Here is a 15147-nt window from a genome sequence, read left to right on the forward strand (position 1 = left end):
AACCATGGATGACCTGCTTTCCCTGACCAGTAGTTTCACGCCGCTCTTTGCCGTCCTGGCGGCGGTGGGTGTGGCGCTGATCCTGGCCCGGGTCCTGCGGGAGGTGGTCCACCGGGCCTTCAGGAAGACGCCCGGCATCCGGGAAATCACCGTGAAGGCCCGGAATCCGCTGCGGCTGGGGCTCTCGCTGATCGGGGCGCGGATCGCCCTGGGCGCCACCGCCCACGGCGCCGTCTGGTTGAAGCCGGTGGACTACGTGTTGGTGCTGGGCCTGATCGGAGCCGTGGCCTGGCTGGCCGCGGTGCTGCTGCTCGTCATTGAGGCACTGCTTCTCACGAAGTACAGCACGGATACCCGGGACAACCGCAGGCTCCGGCGGCTCAAGACCCAGGTCATCCTGGGGCGGCGGGTCGGCATTGCCGTGGTGATCAGCCTGGCCGTGGCCTGCGTGCTGCTGACCATACCCGAGGTCCGTGCACTGGGCGCCGGTATCCTCGCTTCCGCAGGTGTCCTGTCCATTGTTGCCGGCCTCGCCGTGCAGGGCACCCTGACCAACGTCTTTGCCGGCATGCAGCTGGCCTTCACCGACGCGATCCGGGTGGACGACGTCGTTGTGGTGGAAGGCGAATGGGGCACCATCGAGGAAATCACCATGACTTATGTGGTGCTGCACATCTGGGATGACCGGCGGCTGATTCTGCCGTCCACCTACTTCACCACCACTCCGTTCCAGAACTGGACCCGGCGGCGGTCGGACATCCTGGGCACGGTGGAACTGGACCTGGACTGGCGCGTGCCGGTGGGGGAGCTGCGCACCCTGCTGAAGCAGACCCTCGCCGACACCGATCTGTGGGACCGGCGGACCAGCGTCCTGCAAGTGACGGACGCGGTGAAGGGAGTGGTCCGGATCCGCATTCTCGTGAGCGCAGCGGACAGCGGAACACTCTTCGATCTGCGCTGCCTCATCCGCGAAACCATGGTGACCCGGCTGCAGGAACGGCACCCGGAAGCGCTGCCGCGCCAGCGCTGGGAGGAAGTCCGGCCGCCCGTCCGCGATGCGCACGCCGCACCGCACCCGGCGCCGCGGCCCCGTCACGGGGACACCAGCGACTCCCAGTTGTTCACCGGCACCTTTGAAGCCGTGGAACGGCGGGCGAATTTCTCCGGCCCCGGCGAGGGCGTCATTGGTGAACGCGAGGAAAACGCCGACGGCACCGGGCGGCACTGACCCGCCGTTCTCCGGCAAAGGCGGCACGGAAGTGTTGACAGGAGGCGCTGCGCCGGGCGGAATAGGAACCCCGGCAGTTCCGCCGGGCCGCCGAGCGAGGGGACGAGAAGATGACCGATGCCTTTATGCTCCACGAAATCCAGGGCTCCAGCGTCTGGGCCAACGACGGCGAGCGGCTGGGCCTGGTGGGGGAGGTGCACCTCGACCGGAACACCGGTGATCCTGTCTGGATCACCGTTGACCTTGGCCTGTTCGAGAGCGAGGAACACTATGTTCCCCTGGTCAGTTCCCGCCGTGACGGGCAGGACATCTTTGTGAACTACTCGCGGCACCAGGTAGCCCATTCACCCGGAGCCCACCCGGAGAACCCGCTCAGCCCCGGCGAGGAGAACATTCTGATGGAGTATTACGGCCTGCGCTAAAGAGCCGGCCCCGGTGCGTCAGCCGAATCCCTTTGGTGCTAAGGACGCTTACTAATAGCATGGGGGTCAGAACACCCATCCCAGCAGGAGGCTCCAGTGTCGCAGGAAACGAACAGCAAAGCCGAGACAGCACCCAGTCCGGACGATGCCAGTAAACCGGATAAACCCACCGAAGTCTCCAAGCCGAGCTGGAAATACATCCTCAAGAAGACGGTCCGGGAATTTTCCAAGGACCAGTGCACCGACCTCGCCGCGGCGCTGACCTACTACACGGTCCTGGCGATCTTCCCGGCGTTGCTGGCCATGGTCTCCATTCTGGGTCTGGTGGGACAGGCCGAAAGCACTACCAATGCGCTGCTGGACTTCGTGAAGCAGTTCGCCCCCGAAGACGCCGCAAAGCTGATTGAAGGACCCATTGAGCAGCTGACCTCGTCCAGCGGTGCCGGGCTTGCACTGATCGTCGGTATCGCAGGCGCCCTGTGGTCCGCCTCCGGCTTCGTGAAGGCATTTGGCCGTTCCATGAACCGGATCTATGAAATTGAGGAAGGCCGGCCCGCCTGGAAGCTGCTTCCCACGCAGCTGCTGGTGACCCTGCTCCTGGTCCTCATGGCGGCCGCACTGCTGCTCATGCTGGTGATCTCCGGTCCGATCGCCGAAGCGATCGGCAACGTCATCGGCCTCGGCAGCGAAGCGGTGACCGTCTGGAACATCGCCAAGTGGCCGGTCATGGTCATCTTCGCCGTGCTGATCATTGCGGTCCTCTACTACGCCACCCCGAACGTGAAGCAGCCCAAGTTCCGTTGGATGAGCATGGGATCGCTCATCGCTCTGGTCATCCTGGCGATCGTCACCGCGGGCTTCAGTTTCTACGTCGCGAACTTCGGCAACTACAACGCCACCTACGGCGCCATCGGCGGCGTCATTGTGCTGCTGCTGTGGATCTGGCTGGCCAATGTGTCCCTGCTCTTCGGTGCGGAATTCGACGCCGAGGTGGAGCGCGGCCGCGAACTGCAGGCCGGCATCCAGGCGGAGGAGTCGGTACAGCTTCCCCCGCGTGACACCCGGCAGACGGAAAAGCGCCAGGAACAGGAAGAGAAGGACATTGCCGAGGGCCGGAAACTGCGCCAGCAGCACGCCGGCAAGGATTACGACGACGACCTGCACGAGTAGTCCCGCGCAGCATTAGCCGCGCAGACTGAAACCGCCCCGGACCGAACGGTCCGGGGCGGTTCTGTTTGCAGGTTCGGCTTCCGCGTCTAGCGCTCGTGCGGCTTTCCCGGAGTGTCACCCGCCGGATCCTTCGGGGCGCGGGGCTTGGAGCCCAGCGTCCTGCCCTTGGCCAGCCGCCGTGCTGCGAAGAGCACCAGGCCCACGACCATCAGGGCGCCGGCCCGCAGCCACGTGGAGCCGTCCTGCTGGCTGAGCAGCAGGATGCAGGACGCGATGGCCAGATAGGGGACCACGAGGGGGGTCTTGAAGTGCTTTTCCTCCACCGTGTCCCTGCGCAGCACAATCACCGCCACGTTGGTGCTCATGAACACGAAAAGCAGCAGCAGGACCACAGTCTCCGCCAGCTCGCCCAGCCCGCCGGTGGTAGTGAGGATCATGGCCACCAGGGTGGTGGCGACGATGGCCACCCACGGCGTCTTCCGCCGGGGGAGCACCTTCCCGAAGACGGCCGGCAGCAGGCCCTGTTCCGCCATGCCGTAGGTCAGGCGGGAGGACATGATCATGGTCAGCAGGGCGCCGTTGGCCACGGCGACCAGGGCGATCAGGCTGAACAGCCATGCGGGCACGCCGAAGCCGGTGGCGCTGACCACGTCGAGCAGGGGTCCGGTGGATCCGGCCAGTTCCTCGGTGGGCAGGGCGATGGCTGCTGCGAGTCCAATCAGGACGTACACCAGACCGGCGGTGAGCAGGGCGCCGAAAAGGGCCTTGGGGTACACCCGGCGAACATCCCGGACTTCCTCGGCAACGTTGGCGGAGACCTCGAAGCCCACAAAGGAGTAGTACGCGAGGATGGAGGCGGACAGGACCGCCGTGCCGGGGTTCACTCCGGCGGGGAATTGGGTGATCTGCTCGGGGGACCCCTCGCCCTTGCCCAGCATCAGGCCCACCAGCACGATGACCAGGACCAGTCCGGACACCTCGATCACGGTCATGACCACGTTGCTGCGCACCGATTCGGAGATTCCGCGGGCGTTCAGCAGGGCCACCAGCAGCAGGAAAACGAGGGCGGCCGGGACCGGAGGGACATCCAGGAACGGTTTAAGGTAGTCGCCGGTGAAGGCCAGCGCCAGGCCCGCGGCACTGGTCACGCCGGCGGCGAGCATCGCGAAACCGACAAGGAACGAAATTGCCGGGACCTTGAAGGCGCGTTCGGCGAACACCGCGGCGCCGCCGGCCTTCGGATACTTGGTCACCAGCTCCGCGTAGGACGCTGCGGTCAGCAGCGCGAGCACCAGGGCAACCAGCAGCGGCACCCAGATGGCACCGCCGACCTTGCCCGAGACCTCACCCACCAGCGCATAGATGCCTGCACCGAGCACGTCACCAAGAATGAACAAATACAGCATGGGCCCTGTGATGCCCTGCTTGAGTTTGGAGGCAGGCTTCTCCTGCACGGGTTTTTCCATAGGAGACAGTTTAGACAAGATACTAAGAATGCTGATGATTCCTGGCGATCCTGTAAAAATTAGCTATGACCAGTTCTGAATCTGCACCAACAGTTCCCGAGTACGACGTAGTTATTGTGGGCGGCGGCATGGCCGGCCTCACTGCCGCACTGGTACTGGGCCGGGCCCGCCGCCGGGTCATGGTGCTCGACGCCGGAGCCCCGCGGAACTCGCCCGCCGGCCACGTCCACGGCTTCCCCACCCGTGACGGCATGCCCCCGGCCGAGCTGCTGAAACTTGCCCGTGATGAGGTCCGCGGCTACGGCGTCGAAGTGACGGAGGCGACGGTTGCCGCCGTCGAACCCAACGGCACCGTTCGAACAGGCGACGGCCGCGAGTTCCGGGGACGCCAGCTGATCCTCGCCACCGGGATACGGGACGTCCTGCCGGACATCGAGGGCCTGCGTTCCCGCTGGGGCCGCGACGTGCTGCAGTGCCCCTACTGCCACGGCTACGAAACGGCGGACAAGATCCTCGCCGTGCTGGGCACGGAGGAAACCTCCATCCAGCAGGCGCAGCTGGTCCGCACCTTCTCCGCGGACGTGGTGCTGGTCCTGCACGCAGACATCTCCCTGAGGGACGAGGATGCCCACGGCCTGGCCGCGATGGGCATCCGTGTCCTGGCCGGCAAAGTGGCGGAACTAAGTATTGAAAACGACGCCCTGGCCGGCCTGGTGCTGGCTGGCGGACGGACGGTGCCCTGTGAGGCGTTGTTCCTGGAGCCGGCCGCCGAAATGGACAAGGGCCTGACCGAGCATCTGGAAGTGGACGACGACGGCTGCATTGTCACCGACGAACTGGGGCGCACCAGCCGGGAACGGATCTGGGCCGTGGGCAACGCCACCGATCCCTCCGCCCAGGTGGTTGCCGTGGCCGGAGATGCCTACCGCCTGGCGGTGGTGGTCAACGCCAAGCTGCTCGAAGAAGACCTAGGCCGGGCCGTGGAATCCGCCGGGGCCAACCCCCTGGAGGGCATGGTGGAAGCGGCGGCGCTTCGCGAAGCGGTCTAGGGGTCCGCACCGGTGCGGCCGGGCGGATCCCGCGGTTCCGCTAGGCGCGCTGCCGGTTCCGGGGCGCCAGCAGCGGGGAGCCGGCCACGCCGTCGCCGGCGCTCATCCCGTCCAGCACATACTTCAAAGATTCCAGCGAGGTGCGGCGCGGCTGCCAGCCGAGGACCTCACGCGCCCGGGTGGTGTCCATGACGGGTGCCCCGGCCGCCATGTCGATCCAGCCGGGATCGGTGGCCTGCAGATGGGCTGCCCAGGTCAGGCCGACGACGGCGCGCACCAGTTTCACCGGCACGTTCAGTACGCGTTTGGCGCCCAATACGCCGGCCAGCAGTTCCGGGGTAATGATCGGATCGGCGGCAATGTTGAAGGCCCCCTCCGCACGCTGGTCCACCACGCGCCAGTACGCGTCGGCGATATCGTCTGCGTGGACGGCCTGGAAAACGAACTCGGCGGGCAGCGGAACCAGCGGCAGGGAAAGCCGGTTGAGGAAGAACTTGGGAATCAGCCGGCCCACAAAGTAGCTGCCGATCTCGCTTCCGGCGTCGGAGGAGAAGATCAGTCCCGGGCGCAGGCGGGCCACCGCGATCTCCGGGTATTCCAGTTCGAACCGGTCCAGCAGCGCTTCCTGTTCGCCCTTGTGCCGGCTGTAGTGCGAGCTGGCGATGCCGCGGGCGGGCCAGGACTCGTCCGTCAGGCGGTCCTTCGGGGCCGGGCTGTACGCGCCCACCGAGGAGGCGCAGACAAACTGGCGCACCCCTGCTGCGGCAGCGGCGGCGAGGGCGTTTTCCGTGCCCTGGACATTGACCCGGTGCAGCTCCGCTTCATCCCGGTTGGGCTGGATCAGCCAGGTCAGGTGGATCACCGCGTCCGTCCCGCGCAGGGCTTCGGTTAACCTGCCGACGTTCCCGGTGTCCCCGATATCGACGCTGTGCCACTCGACGTCGTCATACGGAGGCATCGAGGTGTCCGGAATCCGGCGCGCAATCCCCACTACCTCAAGGTCGCCGCGCCCGCTTCGGGCGGCGGCCAGCCGGCGCAGAATGGCTGTCCCCACGTTTCCGGTTGCTCCGATGACGGCTACTCGCATGGTCCAGGCCCTTCCGTTTGCCCAACTGCCGGCGTTTCCTGTCGACTCTACCGCCGCGCCCTTCTTCCGGCAGCCTTTCCGCCCGCCGGAAGGCAGACCGCCGGCGGGGCGGATAGAGGCTAACCTGTTGGACATGACCACTGAGGGAACAGCGCAGGCGAACGGCTCCGGAGACCACAGCACCAAAGGCTCCTATGTGACCGGCGGGACCGAATACACCCGGGACACGAACTACATCGAAACCCGGATCACCCGTGACGGCCGTGACGGCTACCCCGTGGAGGCCGGCCGCTACCGGCTGGTGGCCGCCCGCGCCTGCCCCTGGGCCAACCGGACCATCATTGTCCGCCGGCTGCTCGGGCTGGAGGACGCCATTTCGCTGGGGCTGCCCGGCCCCACCCACGACGCGCGCAGCTGGACCTTCGACCTGGACCCCGACGGCAGGGACCCGGTGCTGGGGATCGAGCGGCTGCAGGAAGCGTTCTTTAAGCGGGTCCCCGGCTACCAGCGCGGGATTACCGTCCCGGCGATCGTCGACATTCCCACCGGTGCCGTGGTGACCAACAACTTCCCGCAGATCACCCTGGATTTCTCCACCGAGTGGAAGGATTTCCACCGCGAGGGCGCGCCGGACCTGCTGCCCGCGGAACACCTGGAGGAAATGGAGCAGGTCAACAAGCGGATCTTCACCGAGGTGAACAACGGGGTCTACCGGTGCGGGTTCGCCGGCTCGCAGGAGGCCTACAACGCGGCCTATGACCGCCTCTGGACTGCGATGGACTGGCTGGAGGACCGGCTCTCGAAGCAGCGCTACCTCATCGGGGACACCATCACCGAAGCCGATGTCCGGCTGTTCACCACCCTGGTGCGCTTCGACCCGGTGTACCACGGACACTTCAAGTGCAACCGGAACAAGCTCACCGAGATGCCCGCATTGTGGGGCTACGCACGCGACCTGTTCCAGACCCCCGGGTTCGGTGACACCGTGGACTTTGAACAGATCAAGGCGCACTACTACATAGTCCACGAGGACATTAATCCCACCGGAATCGTGCCTCAGGGACCGGACACCTCCAACTGGCTGAGCGGGCACGGCCGAGAGGCCCTGGGCGGGCGGCCCTTCGGTAATGGAACCCCTCCCGGACCGGTCCGGGAATCGGAGCGGGTAGCACCGGGGCACGGCGCCGGAAACTAAGCGAAAGCCGCTGACCTAATACGCAACATAAACGTTTCTTAAAGGCCCTCACCATAGGCTAGCCTTACTTAAGAAAATTGCCTGTTGCCCTAGGGAGGTGCCGACGTGAGTGTTGCCGCACGCCCGTCGGCTCTTTCTCACCGGCCCGCCGCCCCGGCCGGCCCCCAAACTCCCGGCAGCAGGCGGCGTGCGGGCCTTCTTCTCCTCACCCTGCTGGTGCTGGGCCTCGCCTGCGCGGCCTCCGTGGCCATCGGGGCCCGTCCGATAGCGCCCGGCACGGTCTGGGACGCCGTGACCGCATTCGATCCTTCCAACGGCGACCATGCGGTGGTTCTTTCCCGCATTCCCCGCACCGTTTTGGGTGTACTCGCCGGTGCGGCCCTTGGCCTTGCCGGAGCGGCCATGCAGGGAGTGGCCCGCAATCCGCTGGCGGATCCGGGCATCCTGGGCGTCAATGCCGGTGCCGCCTTTGCCGTGGTGCTGGGCATTTATGTTTTCGGCGTTACCCGCCTCACCGGCTACGTCTGGTTCGCCCTGGCCGGCGCCGCCGCAGCCGCCGTCGTGGTTTACCTGGTGGCAAGCCTGGGCAGGGAAGGTGCCACGCCCGTGAAGCTGGCCCTGGCCGGCGCCGCCCTGAGCGCCGGACTGATGTCCCTGCTCAGCGCCGTTTTGGTCTCCAGCCAGCAGACACTGGACACGTTCCGGTTCTGGCAGGTTGGCAGCGTGTCCGGCCGTGACTGGGACACCATCCTCGCCGTGCTGCCGTTCCTGGCCGCCGGTGCCCTGATTGCGGTCAGCACCGGACGCATGCTGAACGGCCTGAGCCTGGGTGACGATGTGGCCCGCGGGCTCGGCCAGCGCGTAGGACTCAGCCGGGGGATCACTGCGCTGGGCGTGGTGCTGCTGTGCGGAGCGGCCACCGCCGCCGCCGGTCCCATAGCGTTCATCGGTCTGGTCATCCCGCACGTGGTGCGAAGCTTTACCGGTCCGGATTACCGCTGGATCCTGCCTTTCTCGATGCTCCTCGCTCCGGCGCTGCTGGTCAGCGCGGACGTGGCGGGACGGGTGCTGCTGCCGCCGGGGGAAATTCCCGTTGGCGTCACCACGGCCGTGATTGGTGCCCCGGTGTTCATCTGGCTTGTGCGCCGGCGGAAGCTGGCCGAACTGTGAATGCCCTCGCCCGGACTCCCCGCATCGCCCCGGACGGTGCGGCGCAGGCCCTCCGCACCGTCCGGAAAACCGCCGGGCGCCGCCGGACGCTGGTGCCCGCGGTGCTGGCCGGTGCAGTGCTGGCACTGTTTGCGGTGTACGTGCTGCTGGGAACCTATTCCTTCACGATTCCGGATTTCTTCCGGATCCTGTTTGGCGAACAGATACCCGGGGCCACCTACATCCTGATGGAAAGCAAGCTCCCGCGCGCCGTCGTCGGCACCCTGATTGGGCTGGGATTCGGGATCGCCGGAGCCGTCTTCCAGACGCTGCTGCGCAACCCCCTGGCCAGCCCGGACATCATCGGCATCAGCTACGGTGCCAGCGCCAGCGCGGTGTGCGCCATCGTGCTGTTCGGCGCGGCCGGAACCACCGTGTCCGCCGCCGCCCTGACCGGGGCACTGCTGGTGGCCCTGGCAATCTATCTTCTGTCCCGCCGCGGCGGAGTGGCCGGATACCGGCTGGTGCTCGTGGGCATCGGTTTTGCCGCCGTCCTGCAGGCACTGGTCAACTTCCTGCTGACCCGGACGGATATCCGGACCGCGTCCGAGGCGCTGGTGTGGCTCAACGGCTCCCTGAACAACAGCAGCTGGGACCGGGCCGCCGTCCTGGCCGGTTTCCTGCTGGTGCTGCTTCCCGCTGCGGCTGTGCTCGCCCGCACCCTGCGCGGCCTGGAATTGGGCGACGACGCCGCCGCCGGCCTGGGCATCCGGGTGGAACGTGCCCGCCTGGGCCTGATCGTCGTGGCCGTAGGCCTGGCCGCCGCAGCGACCGCGGCTGCCGGACCGGTGGCTTTTATCGCGTTCCTCTCCGGTCCCATCGCCCGGCGGCTGATGCACGGGCAGGCCAGCCTGCTTGCCGCCGGCCTGGTGGGTTCGTGCATAGTCCTGGCGGCGGACTTCGTCGGCGCCAACCTCGTCCCCGGAGTCACCCTGCCCGTAGGCGTTGTGACCGGTGCCCTCGGGGCCCCTTTCCTTCTGTGGCTGCTGGTCACGTCAAACCGCGTAGGCCAAGGAGGCTGACATGGAAAACCTGCTTTCCGCTGAAAAGCTGGAGCTCGGATATGACGAGCGCAAAGTGGTGGATTCGCTCTCGCTCACCCTGCCCGCGGGCAGGATCACGATCATTGTCGGCGCCAATGCGTGCGGAAAGTCCACCCTGCTGCGGGGCCTGGCCCGGCTGTTGAAGCCCGCCGGAGGAACCGTCTACCTCAACGGCAAGGACATCCACGCCCAGCCCAGCCGGCAGGTGGCCCGCACCCTGGGGCTGCTGCCGCAGACGCCGACGGCACCCGAGGGGATCACGGTGGCGGACCTGGTCGGACGAGGCCGCTACCCCCACCAGGGCTGGTTCCGGCAGTGGACGGCCGCCGACGACGACGCCGTTGCCGCGGCGCTGGCAGCCACCGATACCGCGGACCTGGCCGGACGGAATGTGGACGAGCTTTCCGGAGGCCAGCGCCAGCGGGTCTGGATTGCCATGGCCCTGGCGCAGGAGACAGACATCCTGCTGCTGGACGAGCCCACCACCTTCCTGGACGTCACCCACCAGATCGAGGTCCTGGACCTGATTACGGACCTGAACCGGCGCGCCGGCACCACCGTGGCCATCGTGCTCCATGACCTGAACCTCGCCGCCCGCTATGCGGACCACCTGGTGGCCATGAAGGACGGACGGATTGCCGCAGAAGGCGCCCCGGCCGACGTCGTCACTGAAGAACTGGTCGAAACGGTCTTCGGACTGGCGTCCCGCGTCATCCCGGATCCGGTCTCCGGCACCCCCATGGTGGTGCCCATGGGACGGCACCACAGCGCGGCGCCGGACCCGGAAGAGGAACCGGAACCGGCCGCATCCACGACCCGGGGCTACCTGCCCAACCCCGGGGACCGCCGGCACGAGTCCGGCATCAACGAGCCCATGGAGGCCGCATCATGACCCACGTCCGCTCCGCAGATGCAGCCGCCGCCGCAGCCCCCGCCGGGACCGCCGGTGCTGCGCCCGCGCGTCATGGCCGCCGGGTACGCAGCAATGCTGCCGTGATGTCCTTCGACGTCGAGGTCAAACGGGTGCTCCGGCTGGGCGCCAACTTCCAGCGCATCACCTTCACGGGGGCCTGCCTGGCGGATTTCGGCGTGCAGGGCCAGACCCATGACCTGCGGATCAAGGTGATTGTGCCCTGTGTGGATGCCGAGGGAACGTCGCTGCCGCTGCCGGACCTGTCCACCCTCGACTCCGGGTGGTACCAGGACTGGTTGAAACTGGATCCGTCCACCCGCGGCTGCATGCGCACCTATACCGTCCGCGGCGCCCGGTGTTCCGGAGCGGAACCGGAGATTGACGTCGATTTTGTGCTGCACTTCGATGAGGACGGCAAAGGCGGTCCCGCCTCCAGCTGGGCCGCTGCCGCGAAGCCGGGGGACAGGGTCTGCATTATCGGGCCCAATGCCGCACAGTGCGTGACCGCCGAATCCTACGGCGGCATCGAATGGCGTCCCGGAATGGCCCGCCACGTGCTGCTCGCCGGGGATGAAACAGCCGTTCCGGCCATCACCGCGATCCTGGAAGCCCTGCCGGAAGACGTGACCGGCCACGCCCTCATGGAGATCCCCACCAGCGGGGACCGGCAGGAAATCAGCACCGGTTCCGGCGTGCAGATGATCTGGCTGGCCCGGGGATCGCGGCCGCACGGGGAACTGCTCGACGCCGCAGTGCGCCAGGTCGTGGCGCTGCCGGGCTGGGCATCGGTGGAAACCGCCGACGGCATCCCCTTCCGCCCCAGTCCCACCCTGCGGGAACCCGAGGAAGTCAACGTGGACGAGGCCATCCTCTGGGAGACACCGCAGCGGCTGGATCCGGCTGTGGTGGAAGCCTCACGGAACCCGCATGCGCCCTCGGGCGCCCTTCCCTTCTACGCCTGGATTGCCGGTGAAGCGGCCGTGGTGCGGGGCCTGCGCCGCTATCTGGTCCGCGACGTCGGCATCGACCGGAAGCAGGTGGCCTTTATGGGCTACTGGCGCAAAGGCCGTGCCGAGCTGTCCTGACGGTTCCGACCTCCCCCGTTTTTGTTATGACCTGCCCGCCGTCCGGCGGGCAGGTCCCTCTGAAAGGAAAACCATGAAAAGAACTCCGCTCGCCCTGCTGGCGGTCCCGGCAGTCCTGCTGGCCCTGAGCGGCTGCGGCGCCGATGCCGCAGAGAGTCCGGCATCCGACTCCTCCGATTCATCCGCGTCGGAGCAGTTCCCGGTCACCATCGAGTCTGCGCTGGGAGAGGCCGTCATCGAGCAGAAGCCCGAGCGCGTGGTCACCATCGGCTGGGGGTCCGCGGACACCGCCGTCGCGCTGGGCACCACGCCCGTGGGCGTGGAAGAGGTCACCTGGGGCAATGACGAGCACGGCAACTATCCGTGGGTCACCGAAGCCATCGAGGAACGCGGCGACGATCTGCCGGCCACCTTCACCGGCGGACAGGACATCGACATCGATGCCATTGTGGCGCTGGAACCGGACCTGATCCTGGCCCCGAACTCCGGGATCACCCAGGAGGACTTCGACATCCTCAATGACCTTGCCCCCACCGTGGCCTACCCCGAAAAGGCGTGGAACATTGACTGGGATGAGCACATTTCGCTGATCGGCAAGGCCCTGGGCGAGCCGGAGGCCGCGGAGGACGCAGTAGCCGGCATCAAGCAGGACCTCGCCGACAGCGCCGCCGAGCACCCCGAGTTCCAAGACAAGACCTTTGCCTACGTCTGGGGCGGCGGGGCTCCCGGTTCCCTGGTGCTGTACAACGAGGGCGATGCACGGGTGGACATCCTCACCGCGCTGGGCATGACCGTGGCTCCGGAAGTTGCGGACATTCCCTCGGCAGAAGGCAGCTTCACCTCGGAACTGGGCCTCGAAAACGCGGCCAAGCTCGACAACGTGGACGTCCTGTTCACTTGGTATAACGACGAAGCAGAGCAGAAGGCCACCGAGGACCAGCGCCTGTTCGCCCAGATCCCCGCCGTCGAGCGCGGCTCCGTGGTGCGTAACCTGGACCGCCAGGTGGGCATGGCTTCCAGCTTCCTGACCCCGCTGAGCGTCCCGTGGGTCCTGGACCGCTTTGAGCCGATGATCGAAGAAGCAGTTGCCAAGGTCGACTAATCCGGCACCTGTTGTGGTTCCGGCGGAAGCCGGACACCAGGGAGCGGCCGGTGCGGGTGCACCGGCCGCTCCTCGGCGTTCCCTGCTCAGCGCAGGGAAGGGGACGGCGCTGCTGGCGGCCGGCCTCGGGTTACTGCTGCTGGCCGTCCTCACCAGCCTGGCCGTCGGCGCCCATCAACTGACCCCGGCGGAAGTAGCAGCGTCCTTGTGGACTGAAATCACCGGCACGGGCAGCACCTACGCCGACGACGTGGTGGCCAGCCGAGTGCCGCGGACCGTCCTGGGCCTGATCGCCGGGGCGGCCCTGGCCGTAGCCGGAGTCATCATGCAGGGCCTGACCCGGAACCCGCTGGCGGATCCGGGCATCCTCGGCGTGAACGCCGGTGCCGCCGCCGCGATGGTCACCGGGATGGCGTTTTTCGGCTTGGGCGCCACCAGCGCGAATGTCTGGATTGCCCTGCCCGGCGCCCTGCTGACCGTTCTGGTGGTGTACGGCCTCGCCTCCGGCCGCCGCGGTTCCACACCGGTCCGGCTGGTCCTGGCCGGCACGGTGATTTCCGCGGTGCTGATGTCTTTCATCCAGGCCATTGCCCTGACCCGGCCCGAAGTGTTCACCATGTACCGGTTCTGGGCCGTCGGCTCCCTGAGCGGACGGACGATGGAACAGGCCTATGACGTCCTGCCGTTCTTCCTGGTGGGGCTGGCCGCAGCCCTCACCACCGGGCGCTCCCTGAACGCCCTGGCGCTGGGGGAAGAGGCCGCAGCCTCGCTGGGCCTTCGCCCGCAGGCCACCAAAATCACCGGCGCCCTCGCCGCCGCCGTGCTCTGCGCGTCGGCCACCGCCGCCGTCGGACCCATCGGCTTTGTAGGCCTCGCCGTACCGCACATCGTGCGCAGCTTCACCGGCCCGGACCACCGCTGGCTGCTGGTCCTCAGCGCCGTCGCCGGCCCGGCACTGCTGCTTTTCGCCGACGTTGCCGGCCGCCTGGTGGCCCGGCCCGGTGAAGTGCTCACCGGCGTCATCACCGCCCTGCTGGGTGCACCCCTGCTGATCCTGGCCGTCCGCCGGATGCGGGCCGTGGCATGAGCGGCGCCCGCACCCGCGCCGGGACCCGTCCCGCATCCCGGACGCTTACCTTCCGGGTGGGCCGGAAGGCCAGCTTCAGGTACCGCCGGCGCAGCCTCCTGACCTGCCTCCTCCTTACCGCCGCCGTGATCCTGGTGGGAGCATTCACGCTGACCGCCGGGGACCTTGGACTGGGCTGGGGGGAGTTGTTCTCGCTCGTGGTTTCCCCGCCGGAGGGAAGCGCCTCCTTTGTGCTTGAACGGCTGCGCGGACCCCGGTTCCTGACCGCCGTGGGCGCCGGAATGGCCCTCGGCGTGGCCGGATCCCTGTTCCAGACCGTGACGCGCAACCCGCTGGGGAGTCCGGAGGTGGTTGGGCTGACCAGCGGAGCGGCTGCCGGAGCCGCCGCGACCACGCTTTGGCCCGGCTACCTTCCGGTGCCGGTTGCCGCCGTCCTCGGCGGAGGTATCGCGGTGGGACTGGTCTGGCTCAGCACCGGCCGCGGATTTGCGCGGCCCGGGAAACTGATTGTGGCAGGCATCGGCATTTCCGCCGTAGCGACCGCCCTGACCTCGCTGGCCATGACCACCGTGGGGGAGCAGCAGGCGCAGACGCTCGCCTTCTACCTGAATGGATCCCTGGCCTCCCGGTCCTGGTCCCATGTGGCAACCATCGCCGTCACCCTGGTGCTGGTGCTCCCCGCCGCCGCAGCCCTGCAGCGGCAGCTGAACCTGGTGTCTCTGGGAGACGAAATGGCTGAAGCCTTGGGCGTCCGGGTGGTCCGTACCCGCACGATCGCCATCCTTTTGGCCGTGGTGCTGGCCGCCTGTGCCGTCAGCGTCTGCGGACCGGTGGCTTTCGTTGCGCTGGTCGCCCCGCAGATTGCCCTGCGCCTGCTGGGCGTCTCCTCTCCGGGAGTGGTGGCCCCGGCGCTGGTGGGAGCGCTGGTGCTGAGCCTGTCCGACTTCACGGTGCAGCAGATCGACGTCGGCGCGGCCCTGCCCGTCGGGATCTTCACGGCGGCGCTAGGCAGCCTCTACCTGGGGTATTTATTGTTCGGGGAAGCGCGGAAGGGCGTGCTCTAGCCGGCTGCCCCGAGGTGCAGGACACGG

Annotated in this window: 14 protein-coding genes; 12 read left to right on the plus strand and 2 right to left on the minus strand. The window is 67.5% G+C overall.

The genetic code is table 11. The features are described from left to right. The first annotated feature begins 4 nt into the window (after nt 1-4). The 3 genes from GD627_RS03055 (at nt 5) to GD627_RS03065 (ending at nt 2820) form a co-directional block, all read left to right on the plus strand. Entirely contained in the window at nt 5-1228 is a 1224-nt protein-coding gene (locus GD627_RS03055) for a mechanosensitive ion channel family protein (protein WP_152271301.1), read from the plus strand. 110 nt (nt 1229-1338) lie between these two features. After that, a complete protein-coding gene (locus tag GD627_RS03060; protein WP_146360562.1) occupies nt 1339-1650 on the plus strand; it encodes a PRC-barrel domain-containing protein in 312 nt (103 codons plus the stop codon). 96 nt (nt 1651-1746) lie between these two features. After that, nucleotides 1747-2820, plus strand: coding sequence for a YihY/virulence factor BrkB family protein (locus tag GD627_RS03065; RefSeq protein ID WP_152271302.1), 1074 nt, complete (start codon nt 1747-1749; stop codon nt 2818-2820). Nucleotides 2821-2906: 86 nt separating this feature from the next. Here the strand turns inward: GD627_RS03065 and GD627_RS03070 are convergent, their stop codons facing one another. Further along, complete coding sequence (locus GD627_RS03070) at nt 2907-4286, minus strand: APC family permease (RefSeq protein ID WP_152271303.1); 1380 nt, start codon at nt 4284-4286, stop codon at nt 2907-2909. A gap of 65 nt (nt 4287-4351) precedes the next feature. Between GD627_RS03070 and GD627_RS03075 the strand changes: the two genes are divergently transcribed. Beyond that, nucleotides 4352-5335 (plus strand): NAD(P)/FAD-dependent oxidoreductase, encoded by a 984-nt coding sequence (locus GD627_RS03075; protein ID WP_152271304.1) that lies wholly within the window; start codon nt 4352-4354, stop codon nt 5333-5335. 40 nt (nt 5336-5375) lie between these two features. Here GD627_RS03075 and GD627_RS03080 read toward each other — a convergent pair whose 3' ends face one another. Next, nucleotides 5376-6422: an NAD-dependent epimerase/dehydratase family protein gene (locus GD627_RS03080; RefSeq protein ID WP_152271305.1), complete on the minus strand. Its 1047-nt coding sequence runs from the start codon at nt 6420-6422 to the stop codon at nt 5376-5378. Between the two features lie 133 nt (nt 6423-6555). Here GD627_RS03080 and GD627_RS03085 point away from each other — a divergent pair, with 133 nt between their 5' ends. From GD627_RS03085 to GD627_RS03120, 8 genes are all read left to right on the plus strand, one after another. After that, a complete protein-coding gene (locus tag GD627_RS03085) occupies nt 6556-7617 on the plus strand; it encodes a glutathione S-transferase family protein (protein WP_152271306.1) in 1062 nt (353 codons plus the stop codon). A gap of 105 nt (nt 7618-7722) precedes the next feature. After that, complete coding sequence (locus GD627_RS03090) at nt 7723-8787, plus strand: FecCD family ABC transporter permease (RefSeq protein WP_152271307.1); 1065 nt, start codon at nt 7723-7725, stop codon at nt 8785-8787. An 89-nt stretch (nt 8788-8876) separates the two neighbouring features. Beyond that, complete coding sequence (locus GD627_RS03095) at nt 8877-9848, plus strand: FecCD family ABC transporter permease (RefSeq protein WP_246165345.1); 972 nt, start codon at nt 8877-8879, stop codon at nt 9846-9848. A gap of 1 nt (nt 9849) precedes the next feature. Continuing rightward, nucleotides 9850-10761, plus strand: a complete 912-nt coding sequence (locus GD627_RS03100; protein ID WP_152271308.1) for an ABC transporter ATP-binding protein — start codon at nt 9850-9852, stop codon at nt 10759-10761. Between the two features lie 104 nt (nt 10762-10865). Next, nucleotides 10866-11867 carry a siderophore-interacting protein gene (locus GD627_RS03105; RefSeq protein ID WP_152271744.1) on the plus strand — a complete coding sequence of 334 codons (1002 nt, stop codon included), beginning with the start codon at nt 10866-10868 and terminating at the stop codon, nt 11865-11867. 73 nt (nt 11868-11940) lie between these two features. After that, entirely contained in the window at nt 11941-12969 is a 1029-nt protein-coding gene (locus GD627_RS03110) for an iron-siderophore ABC transporter substrate-binding protein (RefSeq protein WP_152271309.1), read from the plus strand. Continuing rightward, nucleotides 12953-14056: a FecCD family ABC transporter permease gene (locus tag GD627_RS03115; protein ID WP_210250447.1), complete on the plus strand. Its 1104-nt coding sequence runs from the start codon at nt 12953-12955 to the stop codon at nt 14054-14056. The genes GD627_RS03110 and GD627_RS03115 overlap by 17 nt, the downstream gene beginning before the upstream one ends. Further along, nucleotides 14053-15120, plus strand: a complete 1068-nt coding sequence (locus tag GD627_RS03120) for a FecCD family ABC transporter permease (protein WP_152271310.1) — start codon at nt 14053-14055, stop codon at nt 15118-15120. Before GD627_RS03115 ends, GD627_RS03120 begins: the two co-directional genes overlap by 4 nt. Nucleotides 15121-15147 lie beyond the last annotated feature (27 nt).

The organism is Arthrobacter yangruifuii, from assembly GCF_009192775.1.
GTDB classification, from domain to species: Bacteria; Actinomycetota; Actinomycetes; order Actinomycetales; family Micrococcaceae; genus Arthrobacter_B; species Arthrobacter_B yangruifuii.